Here is a 23,249-nt window from a genome sequence, read left to right on the forward strand (position 1 = left end):
GTTTTTGCTTTTCAAGAATATATATAATGAGGAGGAAATAATTGTGAAAATCGCAATTGCTGGTGGCACAGGCTTTATCGGTAAATACCTTTCTACTTTTTTTATTCAAAAAGGACATACTGTTTACATTCTCACGCGAAAAAAAACTACTGAAACTTCATCGCCTAACCTTCACTATGTTCAATGGACGCCGGAGTTACACACTTTCCCACTCTCCTCTATCGATGTAGTTATTAATCTAACTGGAGAGTCTATTAATAGTAGATGGACAAAGAAACAAAAGGAAGCCATTTTAAACAGTAGAATCCAAACAACAAAAGGGCTCATTAAACAATTGCAAACACTCACTACAAAACCACACACATTCATTAACGCAAGCGCTATTGGATACTATGGAACGTCTGAAACCGAAACTTTTACAGAACAGCATGAGACTCCTGGAAATGACTTTTTAGCGAATACAGTATATTTGTGGGAGCAAGAAGCATCTAAAGCTCGTTCTCTTGGAATCCGCACAATCTACACAAGACTTGGAGTCGTATTAGGTGCAGACGGAGGAGCTCTCCCAAAAATGCTAATTCCCTATCAATTTTATATCGGAGGTACCGTTGGATCTGGAAACCAATGGTTATCATGGATTCATATAGACGACGTCGTTCGTATGATTGATTTCATCATACACAAAGAGGAAATTGACGGGCCTTTTAATATTACAGCTCCCCTACCTATAAGAATGAAGGAGTTCGGTGAAACCATTGCCACTGTAATAGGAAAACCTCATTGGCTACCTGTCCCTTCATTTATGCTTCAAGCTTTATTTGGTGAAATGAGTATACTTGTACTAGAAGGGCAACACGTATTACCTAGTAAAGCGATTGAACACGGGTATCAATACACATTTCCAACAGTAAACCATGCATTACAAAATATACTTTCGCATACAATGTAGTACTTCCAAAATACAAATTTATAGGATCCGGAGCATCGCTATACGAATAACCTTTCAGTTGCTTTGTCTTAAATTCCATTAGTATTTCAAAGTAACAGAAACGAGGTACCTATGAAAATATTGCTCAAACAGGCCATTGTATACCCCATTACATCCCAAAAATTCCAAGGGGATGTACTCGTTACAGGAGAACGAATTACCGAGGTAAAACCTTTTATTCAGCCTACTCAAGATATGACCATTATAGATGCGCGAGCTCTTCATCTCTTACCTGGATTTATTGATGTCCACACTCACCTTGGTCTCTATGATGAAGGCACTGGTTGGGCTGGAAATGATGCAAATGAAACATCTGAAGTTTCAACACCACATATCCGTTCTTTAGACGGAATCCACCCTTTTGATATTGCCTTTCAAGACGCTGTACGAAATGGAATTACAACTGTTCACGTTATGCCGGGAAGTCAAAATATTATTGGGGGCACTACTTGTGTAATAAAAACAGCTGGAACTTGTATTGATCATATGATTATTCAAGAACCTGCTGGTTTAAAGATTGCCTTTGGAGAAAACCCTAAAAAGGTCCATAGTAATGGAACAAAAGAATCCATAACACGCATGGGGATTATGGGGCTACTTCGGGAATCATTTTATGAAGCACAACACTACGGGCATGAAGCGGATTTTCGGATGCTCCCTATTTTAAAAGCATTACGCCGCGAAATACCCGTACGTATCCACGCTCACCGGGCAGATGATATTAGTTCTGCTCTACGCTTTGCAACAGAATTCAATCTTGATTTACGTCTTGAACATTGTACAGAAGGACACTTTATTGTTGAAGAGCTTTCGAAACACAACTTGAAAGTTTCGGTTGGCCCCACTCTTACACGCCGTTCTAAAATCGAATTAAAAAACAAAACATGGGATACTTACCACATATTATCAAAAAATGGAGTGGAAGTTTCTATAACAACAGATCACCCTTATACACCCATTCAATACTTAAATGTTTGTGCCGCTGTCGCAGTAAGGGAAGGGTTAGACGAAAAAACTGCATTGGAGGGCATCACTATATTCCCAGCGCGAAATTTGCGTTTAGAGGATAGAATTGGAAGCATTGAAGTTGGAAAAGACGCTGATCTCGTGCTATGGACTCACCATCCTTTCCATTATTTAGCCAAGCCTGTACTAACTATGATTGATGGAAAAATAATTTACAAAAAAAATAAAAAAAACTAGTTTATTTTTTTGACTAGATAAAGTATTATACGATTATAAACTGAATGAAACCATAATCAATTTGTGTCGTGATTATCATTTTCAAATTGATGAATGGGGAAGGCAAATGGTGCGCCACCAGCGTTAGAAACTGGTTCTAGTGGGTTCGATTCCCACCCCGAAATTTTTTAAAGATTGATATAAAAATTTCGAGGGTGGGGTGTTTTTTCGTCATGCTACCCTCGTGTGAGGAGGAGTTAGTATGTTGAAAAAACGCGACTTACACGACAGCCACGTTCTATACGAGTTAATGGTGGATCCAGCTGTCTTCCCTTTTGTGCGTCAAAAGGCTTATTCTTATGAGGAATATTTATTTTTAACGAAACAAACAATCGAAGCTGAAGAACGCGGGGAATTAATTTCACGCACAATTTTAGATGAATGGGGTAACCCCATCGGAACAATTACTTTATTTGATGTGCAAGAAAAAGCCGGATTCCTCGGAACATGGCTTGGCAAACCTTATCATGGAAAAGGCTATAATAAATTGGCAAAAGATTCATTTTTCAGCGAACTTTTCTATGAGTTAGATATTGAAACAATCTTTATGCGTATTCGTAAAATAAATATTCGTTCTATTAAAGCTGCAGAAAAACTACAATATGTAAATCTAGCAAACGAAACACGAAAAGCCGTTTACGATGAAATTAACGCGAATGAAGAAGTATATAACTTATACGAAATTCCAAAAGATCAATATACGCTTGCTACAATGCGAGATACAACATTCCAAGATGCTCACCATTTAAAAGAAGCATAATCTAAATTTTTTGAAATAATAATCAACCATTAACATTTTATCATATACGTATATCTCCCCATGTCTTTGGAAACGATAGATAGTGACTTTAAGACACGAGGTGATTTGTAATGGATAAAAAGAAACGTGATAAAGCAAAAAACACATTATCTAGTACACAAGAAGTTCTCTACCAACGAGAATTTCGAAAAGCAGATCGTGCAGCTGGGTATCGTTCGAAAGGTATTTAAAGTGAGAATGAAGAATTAGAAGTTTTCCCCCCTAATTCTTCATTCTCATTACATATTTTGTCTAATTAATAGGATAGACAAAAAGGTTCCTTATTTATAAGGAACCTTTTTATGTGGATAAAGTTATCCACATACTTTATAGAATTGTTAATAAATTCTGTAAACCCTCCACAAGTTCATGTATTGTAATGGATATCGAACGTTATAATTGTGGATATTTTTCTGAAAACTGTGGACAATGTGGATATAGTTGTTAATATTCCGACTTTACTGTTAAATAAAAGCGCAATCCCCATTGTGGATAAGTTACTATTCCATCTAAAAACAAAAAAACCCTCTTTAAACATATAAAAGAGGGTTTCATATTAAGTAAACGACTCTGCAAGAGCAGGTGATTTAATAGGTATATGATTCGGTTCTGCATGATTTTCTGCCAAAATTGCATCTACAATATGGCTGGCTGGCTCCGGACGATAAATACTTTTCATTGCTTCTTTCATTTTGAGAAGCTTCATATCGTCTTGTATTAAAGCCTCTGTTTTTGCAAAAACTTCGCTATCATCACGAATGACAACGGCAGCTCCTTTTCTTTCAAAGTACATTGCATTTTCATTTTCTTGTCCTGGAACAGGCTTAAATAAAATGACAGGTACTTGCAACGCTGCTGCTTCGCTTAACGTAATACCGCCTGGCTTCGTAATCATACAAGAAGTAACACGGAATAACTCATCAATGTTTTCAACATAACCAAATACTTTTAATGCATCAGAATTTTTTGCCTGTAGCTCTAATAAATCTTGTTTTAAAGCTTCATTTTTCCCACAAACGACAACTACTTGTAAATTAGGTACTGACATAAATGACTGGCATAGTTCTTTAACACTCCCTAATACCCCATGAGCACCTGCTACAATTAGTAAAATCTTTTTATTTTTACATAACTGATATTTATTATATATAATGTCTGGATTTATCTTTAACTCAAAACTACTACGGATCGGAATGCCAGTCTCAACAATTTGCTCTGCAGGCACACCAATATCAATCATAACTTTTTTCACATGATCAGTTGCTACAAAATAACGATCTACTTCCCGGTGAATCCATATTTTGTGCACACAAAAATCCGTTAATACGTTATAGACAGGAATTGAAATACCTGTTTGCTTTTTCAATTCTGGTACAGCTATGATTGGAAAGGTATTAATTACGATATCCGGTTTCTCTGCTTGTAAAAGTAATTTCAAACGTTTTCTTCCAAAATTCGCATACCAAGATGCTATTTTCTTATCATAAATTTTTTCTACACCGTAATAAAACAAGCGATATAATTCTTTTCCTATTGTATAACTTTTTAAATATAAGTATTTTGTAATATCGGTTATAACTGGATGTGATTCTCCAAACAAATCGCATACAATTACATCTTCGATTCCTTTTTGGCGAAATGTTTGTTCTAATGTTTTCGCTACTTGCACATGACCGTTACCGTAATGTGCAGTTAATATTAAAACCTTGGGGTTTTTTATCAAACAAATCCACTCCTAGCTTATTGTTTCTCCATATTGCATATACGACAATAGGAAAAACATTTTCCTTAAAAACTACATAAACAGATTCTAATATTTCACTTTCAGCTATGTACCTGTCGTGGATATGCAAAGCATATAAGATTGACCCCTTAATCCTATCTGTGCTCATATCTTTACATTATACTTTCCTATAAGAGCTTTCGCAATAACTTACAAGTGTTCTCTATTCCATGATACTCACTCTTTTACTTCTTAATTCTTTTTACTATTTTGATTTCCCTTTACAATTATGTAAATTTCTCCACTTATTCCTTACAAAAATATGGATATTCTATTTTCAGTATACTCTTTTCAATATATATACTCTAGGTTTTATTGTAAAGAAAGCAAAAAGCCTAATCCAATATTTGGATTAGACTGCTTGTAAAATACGTTTCGCTTCTTCTACATTTTTTTCAGTAGGTGGTTCTACATTTGCAAGTGGATATTTATGTCCAAGCGCCTCCCATTTGTATACACCAAGCTTATGATATGGTAGCACTTCAACTTTCTGAACATTAGACAGACTTTGAATAAAGCTAGATAATTTTTGTAGATCCTCTTCGTTATCAGTAATACCAGGAACTAATACGTGTCGTACCCAAATCGGTTTGTTTTTATCCGATAAATAACGAGCAAATTGTAAAATATGTTCATTTGGTTTTCCTGTTAATTTACGATGCTTTTTGGAATCGATATGTTTCAAATCCAATAAAACTAAATCTGTATAATCCATTAAAATATCTAGCTTATTTTGGAATTCTGGTTCCTCAGAATAACAACCACCAGAAGAATCGATTGTTGTATGGATACCAGCTTCTTTGCACTTTTTAAACAACTCAATTAAGAAATCTAGCTGTAATAGTGGCTCTCCACCGCTAACTGTTATACCGCCTCCAGAAGCTTCAATAAATGGAAGGTAACATGTCACATCCTGCATCACTTCTTCAACTGTTATTTCTTTACCTTTACCGATTTCCCATGTATCAGCATTATGACAATATTGACAACGTAATAAACACCCTTGTGTAAATATGACATAACGAATCCCTGGGCCATCAACAGTACCACAAGACTCTACAGAATGTATTCTTCCTTTTACCATGTTACTTCCTCCTTTATTGAAACAGCCCCCTCTGCTATTTACCAAAAGCAGAGGGACGCTTTTTTCACTTACATGCTTTCATGCATTGTACGGTTAATTACATCAATTTGTTGTTCACGAGTTAATTTAATAAAGTTAACAGCGTAACCAGATACACGAATTGTTAATTGTGGATATTTTTCAGGGTGCTCCATCGCATCCATTAATGTTTCACGATTAAATACGTTAATATTTAAATGGTGTCCTTCTTTTATTGCGTATCCATCAAGCATAGATACTAAGTTACGTACTTGTACATCATCTTCTTTACCAAGTGCTTTTGGAATAATAGAGAATGTATTAGAAATACCATCTTGTGCATCTTCATATGGTAATTTAGCTACAGATAATAATGAAGCTAATGCACCTTTTGTATCACGACCATGCATTGGGTTTGCACCTGGTGCAAATGGTTCTCCAGTACGGCGACCATCTGGAGTGTTACCAGTTTTCTTACCGTATACAACGTTAGATGTGATTGTTAAGATTGACATTGTATGAACAGAATTTCTGTATGTTTTATGTTTACGAAGCTTGTTCATAAATGTTTTCACAAGGTTTACAGCAATTTCATCTACACGGTCATCATTGTTACCGTATTTAGGGAAATCTCCTTCGATCTCGAAGTCAACTGCGATACCATTTTCATCACGAATTGGTTTTACTTTTGCATATTTAATCGCACTTAAAGAGTCTGCTACTACAGATAGACCCGCGATACCTGTTGCCATTGTACGAAGAACATTTGTATCATGAAGCGCCATTTCAATACGCTCGTAGCTATATTTATCATGCATGTAGTGGATAACATTTAATGTGTTTAAATATAGACCCGCTAACCATTCCATTGTCATATCAAACTTATGCATAACTTCTTCATAATCTAATACTTCAGAAGTAATTGATGCGTACTCAGGGCCAACTTGCGCTTTAGATTTTTCATCTTTACCGCCGTTAATCGCATATAGTAATGCTTTCGCTAAGTTTGCACGTGCGCCGAAGAACTGCATTTGTTTACCAATTCTCATTGCAGATACACAACATGCAATACCGTAGTCATCGCCGTAATCAGGACGCATAATGTCATCATTTTCGTATTGAATCGCTGATGTTTTAATAGACATTTTCGCACAGTAGTTTTTAAAGTTCTGTGGTAATTGTTTAGACCAAAGAACCGTTAAGTTTGGTTCTGGAGCTGGTCCTAAATTATCTAATGTATGCAAGAAACGGAATGAGTTCTTTGTTACTAACGGACGACCGTCTAAAGCAATACCACCGATAGATTCAGTTACCCAAGTTGGGTCACCAGAGAATAGTTCATTATAATCAGGTGTTCTTGCGAATTTCACAAGACGTAATTTCATAATGAAATGGTCAACAATTTCTTGCGCTGCTTCTTCTGTTAAAGTACCATTTGCTAAATCTCTTTCAATGTAAATATCTAAGAATGTAGAAGTACGTCCAAGGCTCATTGCTGCCCCGTTTTGCTCTTTAATCGCTGCAAGATACGCAAAGTATAACCACTGGAACGCCTCTTGTGCATTTGTAGCTGGCTTAGAAATATCGAATCCATGAGAAGCAGCCATCTGTTTTAACTCTTGAAGTGCACGCATTTGCTCAGATAACTCTTCGCGTAAACGCATTGTCTCTTCGCTCATTACACCGCCTGTTAAATTAAAATCAGCTTTTTTCGCTTCAATTAAATGATCTATACCATATAACGCTACGCGGCGATAGTCACCAATAATACGTCCACGTCCATATGCATCTGGAAGGCCAGTAATAACACCTGATTTACGAGCAGCTTTCATTTCTGGTGTGTATGCATCGAATACACCTTGATTATGAGTTTTACGCCAGTCTCTGAAAATACTGCTAAGTTCTTTATCCATTTCATATCCATACGCTTCACAAGCTTGTTCCGCCATACGAATACCACCATATGGTTGTAAAGAACGTTTAAATGGCTTGTCAGTTTGGAAACCGACTACTTTTTCAATATCTTTATTTAAATATCCTGGATCATGTGATGTAATAGAAGAAACAATTTTTGTATCCATATCAAGAACGCCACCGTTTTCACGCTCTTTTGTTGTTAAATCCATTACTTGATCCCAAAGTTGTTTCGTTGCTTCAGTTGCTCCCGCTAAGAAAGATTCCTCTCCTTCATAAACGTTTACATTATTTAAAATGAAATCGCGAACATCAATCTCTGCTTTCCATTTTTCACCTTTAAAGTTTTCCCATGCGTTTTTAACATTTTCTAATACTTGAGTCATCCTAATCTCCTCCATTTTTTGATTAGTACAGGACTAAGATTTTTTATATAACAGCTTACACACTTAGAATACTACTTTTTTGCGAAAGTGAACGAAATAGTTGTGACATGTTTGTGAAATGTTGAGCAAACTACTATATACATAGTGTTAACTTCATTTAGAAGCCTTTAGAATTAACCCTTTCCTTAATTGTATTTTTTTGGTACCCTTATATACGAGTCCTATTTTGTAATATAAGAACAATACCCATTGTAGAGCTGTAATACCCTTATCTCCTAATCTGTTATAATTTTTGTAACAGAGCAAAAAAGTGTACATACGTTGTACACTTTTTTTGTTATCCTATAAAACATCTCTTTTTCTATTTCCATCATAGAATCCACCACGACTATCTGTTGATACAATTAATTGTTCTAACCCTTCTATATGGTCTCCAATAATTCGGATTACAGCTGGAGGATGACCTATTTTTGCAAAATGTTCACTAAGGCGAATGCGGTTCATCTTATCGACCTCAACACGACTTACACATGCAATCTCGAATCCTGAAAGAATAGCTTTCACCTGCGCCGCGCACGGTGCCAGTAAAGACCTATACCCAATTGCTTTCAAACAAGTCCGGCTAAACGCATTAGGCACTGCAATAAGCGAGCCTACGCCTAAATCTTTTCTATCGCAAGCTAAATTTAATGCATATTTAAATGCAGTTACAAGATGAAGAGGTACTCTTAAATCTAAATAATGATTTAGGTCATTTAATGCGACATCTGTTCCATCTGCAATAGCTTTCGCAAAAGGATATAGCTCACTCGCTGGAATAATAAAATCACCGTCTATAAATAACACAATTTCTCCTTTAGCAAAATACGTTCCAAGTGAGCGCCCCACATCGTTTCCAAGTGCTTCTTTATATACAATTGTCGTTGCTCCCTTGTCTTTTGCAATGGTTGCCGTTTTATCTGACGAACCATTTACAACAACGATGATTTCAAAAGGTTCTATTTTTCGCAGCTCTTCTATAACGTTTCCAATTGTTTTCTCTTCATCTTGTACAGGAATAATTACAGATAATTGTTTCCCTTTATACAACTTAGATGCAACGCCCCATCCTTGATAAAAATCTTCAAAATCTAAAGTGTGATAGACGCTATCCCTTTTCCTATTCCCATCATAATATCCTCCGCGCTCATCACTGCCCGCTATCCGCTCTGCTACAGCTTCTATATGATCACCTATCATTCGTTTCTCAGATTGAGAAAGACTGGTGCCATACGCAGCATGCTCAGTCGGCCGAAATTTATTCGGCGTAATAACATCAATTGCACAATGGCGACTAATTCTCCATGTACTTTGTGCTATGCGCAAATGAGCCACAATAGGATTAGCTAAGCATTCATATCCAATACTTTGAACGACTTCTTTCGTCAGTGCATGAGGTACAGATAGTACAGAATCAATTTTTAATTCTTCACGCTCTAACAGCGCATTTAATATTTGCCGCCATACTGTAATGGAATGTGGTTTTTGTTTCTTTAAAAACAATGCGTCCAAATTATTTAAAACGATGTCGGCCTGATCATATAAAATGGGGTTAAGAAATAATTGTAATTTTGAAGTTGGAATAACAAAATCTCCATCTATAAATAGTAATACATCACCTATCGCGTGTTTTGCACCGACTGCACGTCCAACGTCGTTTCCAAGTAACTCTGTATACTTGATTACTTTACACCCTAAACGATTAGCAACCTCTTCTGTACTATCATCACAACCATTTACTACTACAATAATTTCTACTGGATTTAATGGTTTTACCGATTGAATAACGTCCGAAATTGTTTCCCCTTCATTACATACAGGTATAATAACCGATAGCGACTTACCCATTGTTTTCTTCACGAAACCATTTAATAGTTTCTTTCAATCCTTGTTCCCACGTTACTGTCGCTTGAAATTGAACAAGTTCTCTTAACTTCGTTACATCTGGTCTTCTATTTGGAATTTCTTCAAAGCCATGTGGATATACTTCTTCAAAAGGAACTTGTACAATGTCCGAGGAAGATTTCGTTAGTTTTTTAATTACTTTTGCTACTTCTTTTATACTCTTTTCATTCTCAGAACCTATATTAATAATCTCACCATTTACCTTCTCATCCATTGCCCGAATCGTTGCCTCTACCGCATCACTTACATACGTAAAGCAACGTGTCTGTTTCCCATCCCCATATACAAGAATATCTTCACCTTGCAAAGCCGCATAGATAAATCGCGGGATTACCCCTGCGTATGGACCATCTTTCGCTCTTGGACCATAAATATTAAAATAACGAATGATCGTTACAGGTAAGCCTTCTAATGCGTATCCTAAACATAATGTTTCTTCTAACGTTTTACAAACTGCATAACTCCAACGTATTTTAGAAGTTGCCCCATATAATCGATCTCCTTCTTCAGAGAAAGGTGGCTTGCCCTTACCATATACTTCTGAAGTAGACGCAAAGACTACTTTCTTCTTTCCTTTTAGCGCTGCTTGTAAAATATTTCTCGTTCCATCAAAATTTGTTTCAATGAGCTCTATACTCTTTTCCATTGTTGTTTTCACACCTAAAATTGCCGCTAAGTGAAACACTACATCATGTTGATTTACTAATTCATAAATAGAGTTTTTATCTAAAATACTGATTGGAATAACTGGAATCTCTTTTATTAGCTCATTATGATACTTATTTTTCCCTTTATAGAAGTTATCCACAATCGTGACTTCATAACCTCTTTTCACCAACTCTTCCGCTAAATGAGATCCAATAAATCCGGCTCCACCTGTAATTAAACATTTCTTATTCATACACTCACCTTCTTTACAATCCCACGTGTATCTATTACTCGCTTCATTCCTTTAAAAAGCTTCCAATCGATATTAGAGTGGTCCGTTAAAATTAAAATACAATCCGCCTCTTTAACGGTTTGTTCATCCAAAGAAACGGATTGATACACCTTATCTGCAATTTCCGCAGAAGAAATATATGGATCATGGTATTTTATCTCGTATCCTTCTTTTATTAATAATTGAATAATTGGCAACGCCGGTGATTCTCTCAAATCATTTACATCTTTCTTATACGCAATGCCTACAATTAAAACTGTTGCAGGTGATTGCACCATGCCTTTTACTTTCCGGGCTATTTTCTCTGGCATTTCTTCATTAATTACATGTGCAGCCTCAATTAATTGACTAATTTCCCCATTCTTTTTTATTCTCCATTGAAAATATAAAGGGTCTACTGGAATGCAATGCCCTCCTATCCCTGGTCCTGGCCAATATGAGGTAAATCCAAACGGTTTTGTAGAGGCAGCCTCAAGTGCCTCATAAAAATCAATTTCTAAACTTTCACATAGTGTATTTAACTCATTTACTAAAGAAATGTTGACTAAGCGTTGAATATTTTCAAATAGCTTACACATTTCCGCCACCTTTGGAGAGCTAACCGGAACAACTACATCAAATATAGTGCTATACAAATCCTGTACTTTTTGCTTACACTTTTCTGTTTGCCCACTAATAACTTTTGGAATCGTCTGAACTGAATATTGACTATTGGCTGGATCAATTCTCTCTGGGGAATATCCGATATAGAAATCTTCTCCTACTTTTTGGCCTGCTTTAGAAATAATAGGAATGATAACTTCTTCAAGTGTACCTGGGTATGTGGAGCTTTCGAAAATGAAGGTTTGTCCTTTTTGAAGGTTTTGTTGTATATAATGTGAAGCTGAAATGAGGGCGCTTAAATCCGGTTCTCTATGTTCATTAATTGGAGTTGGAACAGTGATAATAACATAATCACTAGTTTGGAATTCAGTAACACCTTTATCTGGTGTATTTACTAGTAAGCTTTTTTTCGCTAATAAACTTTGTAACTCTTTAGAAGAAACATCTGGAATATAACTTTCTCCTTTTATAATCGATTCTACTTTTCTAATATCTTTATCTAGTCCAAGCACTGTATATCCTTTTTCTGCAAAATGGACCGCTAAAGGTAGGCCAACATATCCTAATCCAATAATAGCTACTTTACTACTAACATTCATTTATATTCTTTTCTTCCTTTCTCAATTGTTGAATACTATCTCTATCCCGCTCTCCATCTGTAAAACTCCCGCGTTCGTCTGTATATTGTAATAGATAAGCAATCGCCTCAAGTTGATCACCGAAAATACGGTCAAATGCTGGAATACGTCCATTTACAAATCCATGTTGCTCTGGGCGTACTCGATTTGTTTTTATAACATCTACAAATTCTACTGCTGTAATAGAGAATCCCTCCAAAATAGCTTTCATTTGAGCTAATGGTGGGATAACGAGAGAGTCATATCCAATTTTCTCTATTACCTTCTTATGCACAGCGTGCGGCACCGCTGTTAGTGAGTTATTCCATAAATCTGGTCGTTTCGCTACCAAATTCACAAAATATTTTCCCATACTAATTGGGTCTGCGGGATGAAATATATCTAATAAACATTGCAAATCATTTAATGCCACATCACTTCCATCTTCAATAGCACGCAAAAATGGAACTATTTTTTTTGCCGGAATAGCAAAATCACCATCAACGAATAAACAAATATCTGCCGTAGCGTGCATGGCACCTATCGCTCGTGCTACATTATGTCCAAGCGCCTTCGTAAATTCAAGAACGATAATATTCTCTAACTTCGCTTGTTTAATTGTCTCACTATCCGCTCCATTCGCAACAACTATAATTTCATCTACTCCTGCTTTTTTCACTTCTTGTATAACAGATCTTATCGTCATTTTCTCTTCTGATACTGGTATAATCGCACTATATTTCGCTTTTCCCTTTTGTAATACAACTGGTTTATACTTCCCTATAAACTCTCTATCCCTGTTTCCCTCCGAAAAACCACCGCGTTCACCGTATGTTTCGATTACGTATTGCAGAGCACGTAAATGATCCCCCATAATACGACTAGTCGCTTTCGGATAAGGAGAACCAGGTGATGTACCAGTATGAACAGGACGAACTTTATTTGTGTGAATTACATCGACCGAAGCCATATCGACAATATCTACTCCTCTAGACATCGCCATCGCTTGAAATAATGCTGGATCTGCTAAATTCCACCATCCAAGTTTCTGAATAACTTCCCTACTCATCGCATGTGGAATTGCGATCAAAGATCCTACAACAAGCTCTTTTTTATTCAAATAACGATTCAACATACATTTTCCCACTGTCGTATAATGTGGTCTCATCTTTAAATAAACCGACCATGTTAAATTATTCACAATAATTTGGTGGCCTTGCTGAATTCCTTTCACGAAACGTTGTAGCTCTTTACTATCAATGACGATGTCACCATCTAAAAATAATACAATTTCTCCTTTTGCTTCTCTAGCTCCAATCGCACGTCCAACATCATTACCAAGAGAGTGTTTATAATGAATCACACGGCAATGATGTTGTAACGCTATTTCTTTCGTTTCATCTGTTGATCCGTTATCGACTACGATAATTTCATAAGGCTCAAGCTTCCTCACTTCTACTAGGACTTGATATAAAGTACTTGCTTCATTATGCGCTGGGATAACAACTGATACTCTCATATTTGTATCCCTCTTACCCTTCCAAGCGAACATAAGCGATAATAGGAGTACGCACAATTACATCTTCCGGTGGTCCATAAGAAGGAGAAGTACGAACACTTACTGCCCCATCCGTCACAGATAAAAGAATGCCTGCAACGATTTCTACAGCTGTCACAACTTGCACTAACTCACCAACATGGTCACGCAACTCATCAGTAAATAACATATATAAGTCTCCTTTCTTACACTTCTTTAATTGATATAATACTTGTAAATGGTAATAAAACTTTTGTTCCTATTCCTTCTTGCAGTGTTAAAAAATCGTCACCAACTGCTACAATCACACCCGTTAACTGTCCAACTGTCACAGTAATTTCTACGTTTTTATTTAAATACTGCTGTGCAATTTCTTTAAATGGTGATGCACTGCATTCTTTTAAAATGTTACAAATAATAGCTTGAAATTGACTTGATTCTATAAATTCTTCCGTGGCTTGCTTAGAATTTCTTTGAATAAACCTCGCAAAGTTTTGCGAAAATAAAAGCCGTTCCACAGCAGGCATTAACTTATCATCTAAAAAATAATTTAATTGTCTATTAAACAATCGAGATAATTTATGCCAATATTTTCTGAACAGACACATACACTTCTCCTCCTATTATTTTAAAATATAAAATTCACATTCATACATCTTAATGTATACAAAGCAGGCTTTTTTTGTGATAGGTAAGGCATACATTTTCTAAAAGAAATATTTGTCTCAGAACATAAAAAAGATAGATGGTATCCCATCTATCTTTATATACATTTTAATTTTTAATTGTAACAATGGCAGCTGCACTGTAATAAACCGCTCGTGGTAATTCTGTCTGTTCACTTATAGAAGCTGTAACAAGAGATCCACCACTCGCCGAAAAATATTTAGCTGCTTCTAACGGAATTCCATCTTCTTTCACATCAATCTGCGTTCCATCTCGCCAGTCTATTTTCTGCATTGTTGCTGAAAAGTCCCCAGTCACTTTACCAATTTCTTTACCTTCCACCCCTAAAAAGATCCATTCCCATTTTGTTAAACTTAGTACTTGTTTCAACTCTCCAATTTTCTTTCCATCTACACTAGAAAAAATATAGAAGTTGCGTACTCCCATCTTCTTTTGGACACGTAACAATCTTTCTCCCGAGTGATTATATAAATAAAATTGTTGCTTATGTAATCCCTTAAAAAGAAAAGAAAGTACAGCTTGCCACACACTTTGAATAACAGAATCATACTCTTCTTTTAAAAATCCTACTGCATTTCCATCTAAACCAAAGTATGTTATTACTTGAAATACCCCTATCTCTTTGCGAACAACAAATTTTTGTTGCTCAAATAATTCAAAAGTCTCTATATTATAATTGTCCTGTTTAAGCTTTTTTGATCTTTGCTTTTCTATAAAGCTATATAGTAACAATCCAAATGCTGGAAGTACAACACTTATTAATTTCAGGCTTTCTTTCTCCGAAGTGAATAACGTCCCTTTTTTATATTCCATCACTAATCCAATTGCAACGATAACCCATACAATAATAGATACAAAAAAAATTCGTTTCGCATTACGTGCGTGATGCTTATGTATCCCCATATCCCTCCCCCTTTTCCATTTATTTCATTATCGCATTGTACATACACTTCCTCAATACAAAAAAGACTATCCGAAAGGACAGCCTTCTACACTTCAATATTTCGCAACATCGTATAAATGTCGTTATTCACTTTACCAAATGATTTAATGTTATTTTGAATGTTAGATAACAAAACAACATATACACTTCCGTTTTTACTAAATCCATTTAAGCAATTCCATCCTGGCATTACACCGTGATTCGAATAACTTCCCGGGTCTACATACCAGCCAAATCCGTAATCTTTTTTGACGGCTGTAAACATTTGATCATAACTCTCTTTCGAAATTAATTTTCCAGAGAATAGTGCTTCATTAAATAAATATAAATCATGTGCACTCGTATATATATCACCACAACCATATAGTTGTGACATACTTGGAATATTTGGTGTTGTCATATTGTTATTTACGATTTTATAACCCGTTGATGGGAACCTTGTTTGCTCTAACGCTTTGCCGAAACCAGAATGTTTCATACCAGCAGTAGCAAAAATATGTTGTTTAATATATTCTTCTAACGGTTGTCCACTTACCTTCTCAGCGATATAGGCAAGTATCGAATAGTTCGAATCAGAATACTTCCATTTTTCTCCTGGACTCCCAATACGCTTTTGCTTTCCTATTCGCTTTATCAATTCTTCATGAGAAATATCCTCTGTTCCCTGTTCATACTCTGGAATTCCTGATGTATGTGTTAGTAAATGTTTTAACTGAATACCATTACCTTGAGGGAAATCTGGAATATACTTCGCAACCGTATCCTCTACGTTTAATTTATTTTGATCTTTCAGCTGCATAATAGCAGTCGCTACAAATGCCTTCGAAATAGAACCAATATAGAAAGTTGTTTCCGAATTATTCGGTACTTGCTTCTCTTTGTTCGCCATCCCGTATCCTTTATTCAAAAGAACTTTTCCGTTCTTCACAATAACTGCTGTCCCGCTAAATCCTGCATTTTGTAAATATTGATCCAATTGAGCGTTTTCATTAATTTCTTGAGGAGGTCCCTCAGCAGGCTTTTCCAAAGCTTGCACTTGCTTCACTTGTTCTTCCTGCTCTTTTTGTTTTTGTGCTTCTTGCTTCTTTTTTTCTTCTTCTTTCTTTTTTAGCTCTTCTTGTTTTTTCATTTTTGCTGCAACTTTTAAAGCTTCTTCTTTCTTATTATGCGCAACAATTTTTGTATACATGAAATATACAAGTGAAAATAGTAAGACGAGAATGATTGTTCTTTTTATGTATACAATCGGCCGACGTGCTTTCCCATTCGTATTATTTTTTTCCTGATCCATAATTGCTTTTTTCCCCTTATTTACCGATAATTTAATTCCATTACACAAGATTCATTCCGGATCTTTTTCATAGATTTTTGACATTCCATTCTATGTCATCCCTACTTTATCACGCACTACACATATTACCAACCTATATTCACAAAAAAGAAAAAGAAAATTTACAAAAGTAAGATTCCTATTAAATTTTTAACATAAAAAAAGAGGATACCCTCTAAAAAACTGATGTTATCAATCTTTTGGGATATCCTCTTATCTCACTATTTATACGTGTTTTTTCATATCATCGGCAACAGATTCAACATTTGTACCTACGATAACTTGTACACTTGTATTACTTAATTTCATAACACCTTTTGCACCCGCACGTTTTAATGCTGCTTCGTTTACTTGATCAGCATCTTTCACTTGTAAGCGTAGACGTGTTGCACAGTTATCAATAACTGTTAAGTTTTCTTTTCCACCTAAAGCTGCTACGTAAGTTTCACCAATTGAACCTGCAACTGGAGCTTCTTCGCCTTCAACTACTTCCTCTTCATCTTCACGACCAGGAGTTTTTAGATCGAACTTCTTAATTAAGAAGTAGAATACTACAAAGTAAATTGCTGCGTATATGAAACCGATTCCCGCTAGTAACAATGGTTTTGTTGCAATACCGAAGTTTAAGAAGTAATCGATTGCCCCAGCACTAAATGAGAAACCATCGTGAATGCCAAGTGTTGTTGTAATAAATAGAGACAGACCTGTTAATACAGCATGAATTCCATATAATACTGGTGATAAGAACATGAATGAGAATTCAATTGGTTCTGTAATACCAGTTAAGAATGAAGTTAATGCTAGACCACCTAACATACCTGTAACCATTTTACGTTTTTCTGGTTTAGCAGCCGCAATCATTGCGAAACACGCTGCTGGTAAACCGAACATCATGATTGGGAAGAAACCAGTCATAAACATACCCGCTGATGGATCTTTTGCAAAGAAGCGTGCAATATCACCATGAACGATATCGCCAGCTGCGTTTGTAAAGTCACCAAGTACGAACCAGAAGTATGTGTTCATTACGTGGTGTAAACCAATTGGAATTAATAAACGGTTTAATAATCCGAATAACCCCGCACCAACTGAACCTAAGTTCACGATACCGTGTGCTACTGCATCAATACCACTTTGAATTGTTGGCCAAATTTGACCGAATACTAATCCTAAAAGAAGCATTACAATTGAAGTAATGATTGGTACGAAACGTTTTCCTGCAAAGAATCCTAACCATTCTGGTAATTTAATCTTATGGAATTTGTTGTATAATAAACCAGCAACAACCCCAGCGATAATCCCACCGAGTATGGCCATATTAATTTTCGGCGTTAACGCCGCTGCTTTTGAAACCTTTGTCATTGTATCCGCTAATTTAGTTGGATCTACTGAACCGACTAAATCTTGAACACTTTTTAATTTATCATTTAGCTCTGCTGCTGAGTACGTCTTACTTAGAGCATTCGTTGTATTTTGTAAAACAAGATATCCGATTGCCCCAGCAAGTCCAGCTGCTCCACTACCGTCAACAGACAAACCGATTGCAACACCAATTGCAAAAATAAGTGCTAAATTATCAAAAATTGCTGCACCGGCCTGTGCCATAACAGGAATGTTAAACACATCATCTTGTCCTAAACGAAGCAATAATCCTGCTGCTGGTAGTACGGCGATTGGAAGCATTAATGCTTTACCAATACGTTGTAGAAACTGCAACATTTCAATTCCCCCTATCAAGTTTATGAAATCGTTATCATTATAAGTACGCCTTAGAAAACGCTTTCTATCACATAACCATAATAACATATAGTTGTATAGATGTGTAGTTTTTATTTTGAGTTTTTTATGGATAACTTTTCTATTTCCAAACTGTTATATAAAAGGAAAATTCTCCTTTTTAATGCGGAATTTTCGCAACAAAAAATCCACTATAGGACACGTAACTTTCGTTTTATCATTCCACTTTTTCATGTTATTATTTATTTCCGAGCATATCGGGAAAAGTAAACTTAGTTAATTCGAAATAGGAGCGTTGGTACTATGCAGTGCATTGAAACAAACAACTTACAACAGTTGTTAGAACAAGTAAAACCATATACGAAAAAAGGAAAGCTTGCTACTTACATCCCCGAACTAGGAAATGCAAATCCAAATGATTTAGGGATTGCCATTTTCCATAAAGAAACAGAATATATCCATGCTGGTAACTCACAAACACTATTTACTCTTCAAAGCATCTCCAAAGTAATTACACTTGCACTTGCCCTTTTAGATCGTGGCGAAGAATATGTATTTTCTAAAGTTGGAATGGAACCAACTGGTGATCCATTTAATTCTATTATTAAGTTAGAAACGACAAGTCCCTCTAAACCACTTAATCCAATGATTAATGCAGGGGCACTAGCTATTACAAGCATGTTAGAAGGAAAAGATAATGAAGAAAAAATGGAGCGTATCCTTCATTTTGTACGTGAAATAACAGATAACCCTACTATTCATTATTCTTCTAAAGTTGCCAATTCAGAATTAGAGACAGCTTATCTAAACCGTTCACTTTGTTATTATATGAAACAAAATGGCATTATCGATTGTGATATTGAAGAACTGATGGACTTATATACTCGTCAATGTGCAGTTGAAGTAAACTGCATCGATTTAGCACGTATTGGCTTAATTTTTGCAATGGATGGATATGATCCATATAAGAAAAAACAAATTATCCCTAAACATATTACAAAAATCTGCAAAACATTTATGGTTACGTGTGGTATGTATAACGAATCTGGTGAATTTGCAATTCGTGTTGGTATCCCTGCAAAAAGCGGTGTAGCGGGTGGCATTTTCGGCTGTGTAAAAGGAGAAATGGGGATTGGTATTTTCGGACCAGCTCTAGATGCAAACGGAAATAGTATCGCTGGTTTTAAAATTCTTGAACTTCTTTCTGCTCAAGAAGGTTGGAGTATTTTTTAATCCGACGTTATCCTGCTCATATAGCAGGATTTTTTTTACGAAAAATTCATTGTTACTGCTCATCAATAACCTTATAAAAACAGTACTGAAAGTTTCGCTTTATTATGCATATTTGCTCCCCCCTCCTGAATAATATAGTACAACCTAACGCTATATGTGGAGGTGTAAAAGATGAAACTGATATTTCAAATGGAGAAACAACCTGTTCTTGAAAAAACAATTCTTCTTTTTATATTGAGTATTGTAGAAAGCTTGAAGCTAAAAGTTGTTTCACTCGACGAAGCTCACCGATACATATTCAATTTAGAAGTACTTGAACTATTAATGGATCGAAACATCGATGATCAAGTGCTTGAACTTATTCATTTTGGAATGGGACTTGAAGACATTCATCATGTACTTCCTGAAGAACTTGAGCATACTATCGAGGAATTAAAATGGCTTTGCATCCAAGTGTTAAGTGAATACAGTATGCATGAAGAATCAGAACAATTAATTGAAGATATACGCTAAAAAGCACCTATGTAGGTGCTTTTTATTTATTAAGAAGTAACTATCCGATGTCGATATGTGCAATTTATTCAAGTATTTCCGAGGAAATGCTCGAACATTGCTTTTATTTTCACAACAACTGATCGATCCCAATAAGAATTAATAACACTCCTGCAATTATCGTCGCCCAGTTCCCTAAGTATTCGGCTAAAAATCGTTTTCCAACATACGAAAAACCACGAATGCAAATAAAACTAAACACCCCAGAGATACATGCCGTAAGCCAAAGATTTAAATTTGTTACTCCTGCATCAAAACCACCTGCAATATTATTAATAGATAATGCCACTCCTAAAACAATAGCTTCTGAAAAACTAATTGTTTTGGATCCATCAAAATCTGCTTTTTCTGGATCACGTAAAATTCCCATAAGTATATTACCATCTTTAGAGCCCACGGTATCTTTTTGATTTAAAAATGGCTGGCATAAAATAAACACTCCGATTACTCCTAAAACGATTGCTCCAATCAAGTTTGCTGTAAAATCTGAAATAAATAATGCGATCCAGTTCCCAAAAAATCCAGCAAGTAAAGTAAATAAAAAACCAAAAAATGCGATGATACAATTGTTAAACCACGAAATTCGAATTTTACGAATGCCATATGCAATCCCGACACCCGCATTATCTAAATTAGAAGCAATCCCGATTAAAAAAATTGAAAATAAACCTGCTGTACTCATAAACAATCACCCCTTTTTCTCACTTTTCCATGCATCTTATGAAAATGTTGAGCAACTGTGCCTGTCTGTTTCATATACTTGTAATAAATGCTCAACATTTTTTCAACAATAAAAAGGAGTGTCTATACTGTGCCTAAAGAAGATCAAAATAATCGGCTTAGTACATTAATAAAAAAACTTTTAAAAGAACGTGCCTTATCCATGCGCCAACTAGGAATACTTACAAATATTGATCCTGCAACAATCTCAAGAATTATGAATGGCAAACAACAACCAAAACAAAAACATCTACAAAAATTTGCAGAATGTCTGCAAGTTCCACCCCAATTGTTATTTGATGAGATGTATCCTGATTCTCCTCATATAAATAAAGAGAAGACGGATATGTACACATCTCTTGATACAATTCAGCAAACCCTGCAATCCTCTAACTTATTCGATTTCAATTACACAACAACTCGCGTAAAACAAGAACTTGAAAATTACGAACGCTATGCGCAAACAACAGAAGGTGAAAAACGTATTCATGAAAGTTTCGCAAGCAAATTAGAACAGATTGATAGTGCCGGTCCTTTTATTGAACAATTAACAGATATGTATCAACAATTTTGCAATGAAACCATTCCAAAAGAAGAGCGTGCAGTGCTTGGAGGCGCATTACTGTATTTCATTTTATCAACAGACATTATTCCCGATTATCTCTTTCCAATTGGCTATTTAGATGATGCAATTGCTGTTGAATTAGCGAAAGAGAAGTTAATCGAACTAAGACGAAAGACATAAAAAATAAATAACTATTTCAGTTGTTATTTCTGTTCAACTCTGAAATAGTTCCATAAAAAAACGTACAAGTATACATACCTGTACGTTTTCAACATACTAGTCTATTTTTTTGTATGACACCATTCATATATGAATGCTGTTATCACTTTTGTAAATTCGATTAACTGCTCCACTTCAACTTTTTCATTTACAGAATGAGCCTCTTCTAATGTGCCTGGTCCGTAAATAACCGCTGGAATATGAAATTCACTAAACCAACCACCATCCGTTACCGTTGCAGACATATCTAAAATTGTATTTTTACATAAAATAAATTCGTGTACTGAACTAAGAGTTTTCACAGCTACATGTTCACAATCTACTTCTAAAGAAGGGAAAATTTCACCACGATCTACAATCATCGATTCTCCGCCCCACTTAAATTGCGGTGGATTTTCACTTAGCCATGGATCGGCAGCTGCTACTTTCCCAATATATTCTTCAATTTCTTTTATTATTTGTTCATGCGTTTCATTTGGATAGAAGTGCACAGTTATCCATAAACGGCACTCATCCGCAATAAATGCTGCATGACGTCCTCCTTCAATAACAGCCGGGTTAATTGTCGTTGTTCCAGATGGATAGCCTTCATATGTTTTCATGACTGCCCAATGACGCTCTAATTCTTGTAAGCTCTGCACAATTTTCATCATTTTTTCAATCGCACTTGCTCCAAATAAACGTCCACCAGCATGAATCATTTGTCTACGTGTTGCATCATGAAATGTTTGCGGGCTTTTCACAGTAATCCATCCAGTAATTACGCCCCCCTGTCCTTGCATATGTAAATCACTTGTGTCCACTACTACTGCAAAGTCAGCATCGTAACCTCTTTTACAGCATTGAAGCGTGCCTGCTTCTCCAACTTCTTCCCCAATTACTGATTGAAAGATTAAATCTCCAGGCAGTTCAATACCAGCTTCTTGTAAAAGCTGAATAGCAAATAGCGCTCCAGCTAACCCACCTTTCATATCAGCTGCACCGCGGCCAACTAACCAGCCATCTTTTGTAAATGGATCAAATGGATTTGTTTCCCACGCCTCATCTGCTGACACTTCAGCTACATCCATATGCCCATTAATAATGAGACTTTTATGTGTGTCACTTTCTTTTCCTTTTTTTACCCCAACAACGTTCGGGTCATTTGGATATACATCCCATTTATCAATACTAAAATTTCGTTTTCTTAAAAACTCTGCAACAAATTCTTGCGCTTCATTTGTATTTCTCGCCGGCGGTGCAGGTGTTTCAAAACGGATTAATGTTTTTGTAAGTTCTAGCAATTCCTCTTTCCTTAAATCTATTTGTTTTAACAACTGCGAAACTTCTGGATTCATCACTAAATTCCCCTTTGCATACGTAGTATGTTTCCAGCTTTATTTTCACAAAAAAAGAGACTGTTTACAAT

General features: G+C 35.8%; 21 protein-coding genes and 1 pseudogene. 7 read left to right on the forward strand and 15 right to left on the reverse strand.

Annotation, left to right across the window (positions count from 1 at the left end):
* The first annotated feature begins 43 nt into the window (after positions 1-43).
* The 4 genes from ACQKNI_RS20815 to ACQKNI_RS20830 all read left to right on the forward strand — a co-directional run bounded on the left by ACQKNI_RS20815 (position 44) and on the right by ACQKNI_RS20830 (position 3,220).
* Positions 44-949, forward strand: coding sequence for a TIGR01777 family oxidoreductase (locus ACQKNI_RS20815; protein ID WP_088231709.1), 906 nt, complete (start codon positions 44-46; stop codon positions 947-949).
* Between the two features lie 111 nt (positions 950-1,060).
* Positions 1,061-2,191: an amidohydrolase gene (locus ACQKNI_RS20820; protein ID WP_088231710.1), complete on the forward strand. Its 1,131-nt coding sequence runs from the start codon at positions 1,061-1,063 to the stop codon at positions 2,189-2,191.
* A gap of 241 nt (positions 2,192-2,432) precedes the next feature.
* Positions 2,433-2,990 carry a GNAT family N-acetyltransferase gene (locus tag ACQKNI_RS20825; RefSeq protein WP_000914736.1) on the forward strand — a complete coding sequence of 186 codons (558 nt, stop codon included), beginning with the start codon at positions 2,433-2,435 and terminating at the stop codon, positions 2,988-2,990.
* Between the two features lie 110 nt (positions 2,991-3,100).
* Positions 3,101-3,220: a YfhE family protein gene (locus ACQKNI_RS20830; RefSeq protein WP_002174739.1), complete on the forward strand. Its 120-nt coding sequence runs from the start codon at positions 3,101-3,103 to the stop codon at positions 3,218-3,220.
* Positions 3,221-3,585: 365 nt separating this feature from the next.
* Here ACQKNI_RS20830 and ACQKNI_RS20835 read toward each other — a convergent pair whose 3' ends face one another.
* The 13 genes and pseudogenes from ACQKNI_RS20835 to nagE all read right to left on the reverse strand — a co-directional run bounded on the left by ACQKNI_RS20835 (position 3,586) and on the right by nagE (position 18,534).
* On the reverse strand, positions 3,586-4,752 hold the full coding sequence (locus tag ACQKNI_RS20835; protein ID WP_088231711.1) for a diglucosyl diacylglycerol synthase: 1,167 nt from the start codon (positions 4,750-4,752) through the stop codon (positions 3,586-3,588).
* Between the two features lie 412 nt (positions 4,753-5,164).
* Positions 5,165-5,896, reverse strand: coding sequence for a pyruvate formate-lyase-activating protein (pflA, locus tag ACQKNI_RS20840; RefSeq protein ID WP_088231712.1), 732 nt, complete (start codon positions 5,894-5,896; stop codon positions 5,165-5,167).
* A gap of 68 nt (positions 5,897-5,964) precedes the next feature.
* Positions 5,965-8,214 (reverse strand): formate C-acetyltransferase, encoded by a 2,250-nt coding sequence (gene pflB / locus ACQKNI_RS20845; protein ID WP_088231713.1) that lies wholly within the window; start codon positions 8,212-8,214, stop codon positions 5,965-5,967.
* Positions 8,215-8,367: 153 nt separating this feature from the next.
* A pseudogene (locus ACQKNI_RS20850) lies at positions 8,368-8,588 on the reverse strand (hypothetical protein).
* Positions 8,557-10,101 carry a glycosyltransferase family 2 protein gene (locus ACQKNI_RS20855; protein ID WP_140417432.1) on the reverse strand — a complete coding sequence of 515 codons (1,545 nt, stop codon included), beginning with the start codon at positions 10,099-10,101 and terminating at the stop codon, positions 8,557-8,559. The pseudogene ACQKNI_RS20850 and the gene ACQKNI_RS20855 overlap by 32 nt, the downstream one beginning before the upstream one ends.
* On the reverse strand, positions 10,094-11,059 hold the full coding sequence (locus ACQKNI_RS20860) for an NAD-dependent epimerase/dehydratase family protein (RefSeq protein ID WP_088231716.1): 966 nt from the start codon (positions 11,057-11,059) through the stop codon (positions 10,094-10,096). Before ACQKNI_RS20860 ends, ACQKNI_RS20855 begins: the two co-directional genes overlap by 8 nt.
* Positions 11,056-12,300 carry a nucleotide sugar dehydrogenase gene (locus ACQKNI_RS20865; protein WP_088231717.1) on the reverse strand — a complete coding sequence of 415 codons (1,245 nt, stop codon included), beginning with the start codon at positions 12,298-12,300 and terminating at the stop codon, positions 11,056-11,058. The genes ACQKNI_RS20860 and ACQKNI_RS20865 overlap by 4 nt, the downstream gene beginning before the upstream one ends.
* A complete protein-coding gene (locus ACQKNI_RS20870) occupies positions 12,290-13,870 on the reverse strand; it encodes a glycosyltransferase family 2 protein (protein WP_098252944.1) in 1,581 nt (526 codons plus the stop codon). Before ACQKNI_RS20870 ends, ACQKNI_RS20865 begins: the two co-directional genes overlap by 11 nt.
* Complete coding sequence (locus ACQKNI_RS20875) at positions 13,851-14,045, reverse strand: hypothetical protein (RefSeq protein WP_088231719.1); 195 nt, start codon at positions 14,043-14,045, stop codon at positions 13,851-13,853. The genes ACQKNI_RS20870 and ACQKNI_RS20875 overlap by 20 nt, the downstream gene beginning before the upstream one ends.
* A 16-nt stretch (positions 14,046-14,061) precedes the next feature.
* On the reverse strand, positions 14,062-14,463 hold the full coding sequence (locus ACQKNI_RS20880) for a DUF2642 domain-containing protein (protein WP_088231720.1): 402 nt from the start codon (positions 14,461-14,463) through the stop codon (positions 14,062-14,064).
* A gap of 166 nt (positions 14,464-14,629) precedes the next feature.
* Entirely contained in the window at positions 14,630-15,445 is an 816-nt protein-coding gene (locus tag ACQKNI_RS20885) for a sugar ABC transporter ATP-binding protein (RefSeq protein ID WP_088231721.1), read from the reverse strand.
* 86 nt (positions 15,446-15,531) lie between these two features.
* Positions 15,532-16,776: a serine hydrolase domain-containing protein gene (locus ACQKNI_RS20890; RefSeq protein ID WP_088231722.1), complete on the reverse strand. Its 1,245-nt coding sequence runs from the start codon at positions 16,774-16,776 to the stop codon at positions 15,532-15,534.
* 264 nt (positions 16,777-17,040) lie between these two features.
* Complete coding sequence (nagE, locus tag ACQKNI_RS20895; protein WP_088231723.1) at positions 17,041-18,534, reverse strand: N-acetylglucosamine-specific PTS transporter subunit IIBC; 1,494 nt, start codon at positions 18,532-18,534, stop codon at positions 17,041-17,043.
* A gap of 321 nt (positions 18,535-18,855) precedes the next feature.
* On the opposite strand from nagE, the gene glsA reads away from it, so the two are divergent.
* On the forward strand, positions 18,856-19,785 hold the full coding sequence (glsA, locus tag ACQKNI_RS20900; RefSeq protein WP_098357397.1) for a glutaminase A: 930 nt from the start codon (positions 18,856-18,858) through the stop codon (positions 19,783-19,785).
* A gap of 171 nt (positions 19,786-19,956) precedes the next feature.
* Positions 19,957-20,298: a DUF3969 family protein gene (locus tag ACQKNI_RS20905; RefSeq protein WP_000766602.1), complete on the forward strand. Its 342-nt coding sequence runs from the start codon at positions 19,957-19,959 to the stop codon at positions 20,296-20,298.
* 109 nt (positions 20,299-20,407) lie between these two features.
* Here ACQKNI_RS20905 and ACQKNI_RS20910 read toward each other — a convergent pair whose 3' ends face one another.
* Positions 20,408-21,019: a manganese efflux pump gene (locus ACQKNI_RS20910; RefSeq protein WP_280147318.1), complete on the reverse strand. Its 612-nt coding sequence runs from the start codon at positions 21,017-21,019 to the stop codon at positions 20,408-20,410.
* 129 nt (positions 21,020-21,148) lie between these two features.
* Here ACQKNI_RS20910 and ACQKNI_RS20915 point away from each other — a divergent pair, with 129 nt between their 5' ends.
* Positions 21,149-21,802: a DUF1232 domain-containing protein gene (locus ACQKNI_RS20915; RefSeq protein WP_427282671.1), complete on the forward strand. Its 654-nt coding sequence runs from the start codon at positions 21,149-21,151 to the stop codon at positions 21,800-21,802.
* A gap of 101 nt (positions 21,803-21,903) precedes the next feature.
* Here ACQKNI_RS20915 and ACQKNI_RS20920 read toward each other — a convergent pair whose 3' ends face one another.
* Positions 21,904-23,178, reverse strand: a complete 1,275-nt coding sequence (locus tag ACQKNI_RS20920) for an acetylornithine deacetylase (protein ID WP_427282672.1) — start codon at positions 23,176-23,178, stop codon at positions 21,904-21,906.
* Positions 23,179-23,249: the final 71 nt, after the last annotated feature.

This window comes from Bacillus sp. NPDC094064, assembly GCF_050279585.1.
GTDB lineage: Bacteria > Bacillota > Bacilli > Bacillales > Bacillaceae_G > Bacillus_A.

What these genes read in the sequence shown, in the direction of transcription:
- ACQKNI_RS20830 (WP_002174739.1), top strand. Translation starts at nt 3,101, where the DNA reads ATGGATAAAAAGAAACGTGATAAAGCAAAAAACACATTATCTAGTACA.
- ACQKNI_RS20865 (WP_088231717.1), bottom strand. Translation starts at nt 12,300, where the DNA reads ATGAATGTTAGTAGTAAAGTAGCTATTATTGGATTAGGATATGTTGGC.
- ACQKNI_RS20920 (WP_427282672.1), bottom strand. Translation starts at nt 23,178, where the DNA reads ATGAATCCAGAAGTTTCGCAGTTGTTAAAACAAATAGATTTAAGGAAA.
- ACQKNI_RS20820 (WP_088231710.1), top strand. Translation starts at nt 1,061, where the DNA reads ATGAAAATATTGCTCAAACAGGCCATTGTATACCCCATTACATCCCAA.
- pflA (WP_088231712.1), bottom strand. Translation starts at nt 5,896, where the DNA reads ATGGTAAAAGGAAGAATACATTCTGTAGAGTCTTGTGGTACTGTTGAT.
- ACQKNI_RS20860 (WP_088231716.1), bottom strand. Translation starts at nt 11,059, where the DNA reads ATGAATAAGAAATGTTTAATTACAGGTGGAGCCGGATTTATTGGATCT.
- pflB (WP_088231713.1), bottom strand. Translation starts at nt 8,214, where the DNA reads ATGACTCAAGTATTAGAAAATGTTAAAAACGCATGGGAAAACTTTAAA.
- nagE (WP_088231723.1), bottom strand. Translation starts at nt 18,534, where the DNA reads ATGTTGCAGTTTCTACAACGTATTGGTAAAGCATTAATGCTTCCAATC.
- ACQKNI_RS20855 (WP_140417432.1), bottom strand. Translation starts at nt 10,101, where the DNA reads ATGGGTAAGTCGCTATCGGTTATTATACCTGTATGTAATGAAGGGGAA.
- ACQKNI_RS20825 (WP_000914736.1), top strand. Translation starts at nt 2,433, where the DNA reads ATGTTGAAAAAACGCGACTTACACGACAGCCACGTTCTATACGAGTTA.
- ACQKNI_RS20885 (WP_088231721.1), bottom strand. Translation starts at nt 15,445, where the DNA reads ATGGGGATACATAAGCATCACGCACGTAATGCGAAACGAATTTTTTTT.
- ACQKNI_RS20910 (WP_280147318.1), bottom strand. Translation starts at nt 21,019, where the DNA reads ATGAGTACAGCAGGTTTATTTTCAATTTTTTTAATCGGGATTGCTTCT.
- ACQKNI_RS20875 (WP_088231719.1), bottom strand. Translation starts at nt 14,045, where the DNA reads ATGTTATTTACTGATGAGTTGCGTGACCATGTTGGTGAGTTAGTGCAA.
- ACQKNI_RS20905 (WP_000766602.1), top strand. Translation starts at nt 19,957, where the DNA reads ATGAAACTGATATTTCAAATGGAGAAACAACCTGTTCTTGAAAAAACA.
- ACQKNI_RS20890 (WP_088231722.1), bottom strand. Translation starts at nt 16,776, where the DNA reads ATGGATCAGGAAAAAAATAATACGAATGGGAAAGCACGTCGGCCGATT.
- ACQKNI_RS20880 (WP_088231720.1), bottom strand. Translation starts at nt 14,463, where the DNA reads ATGTGTCTGTTCAGAAAATATTGGCATAAATTATCTCGATTGTTTAAT.
- ACQKNI_RS20870 (WP_098252944.1), bottom strand. Translation starts at nt 13,870, where the DNA reads ATGTTCGCTTGGAAGGGTAAGAGGGATACAAATATGAGAGTATCAGTT.
- glsA (WP_098357397.1), top strand. Translation starts at nt 18,856, where the DNA reads ATGCAGTGCATTGAAACAAACAACTTACAACAGTTGTTAGAACAAGTA.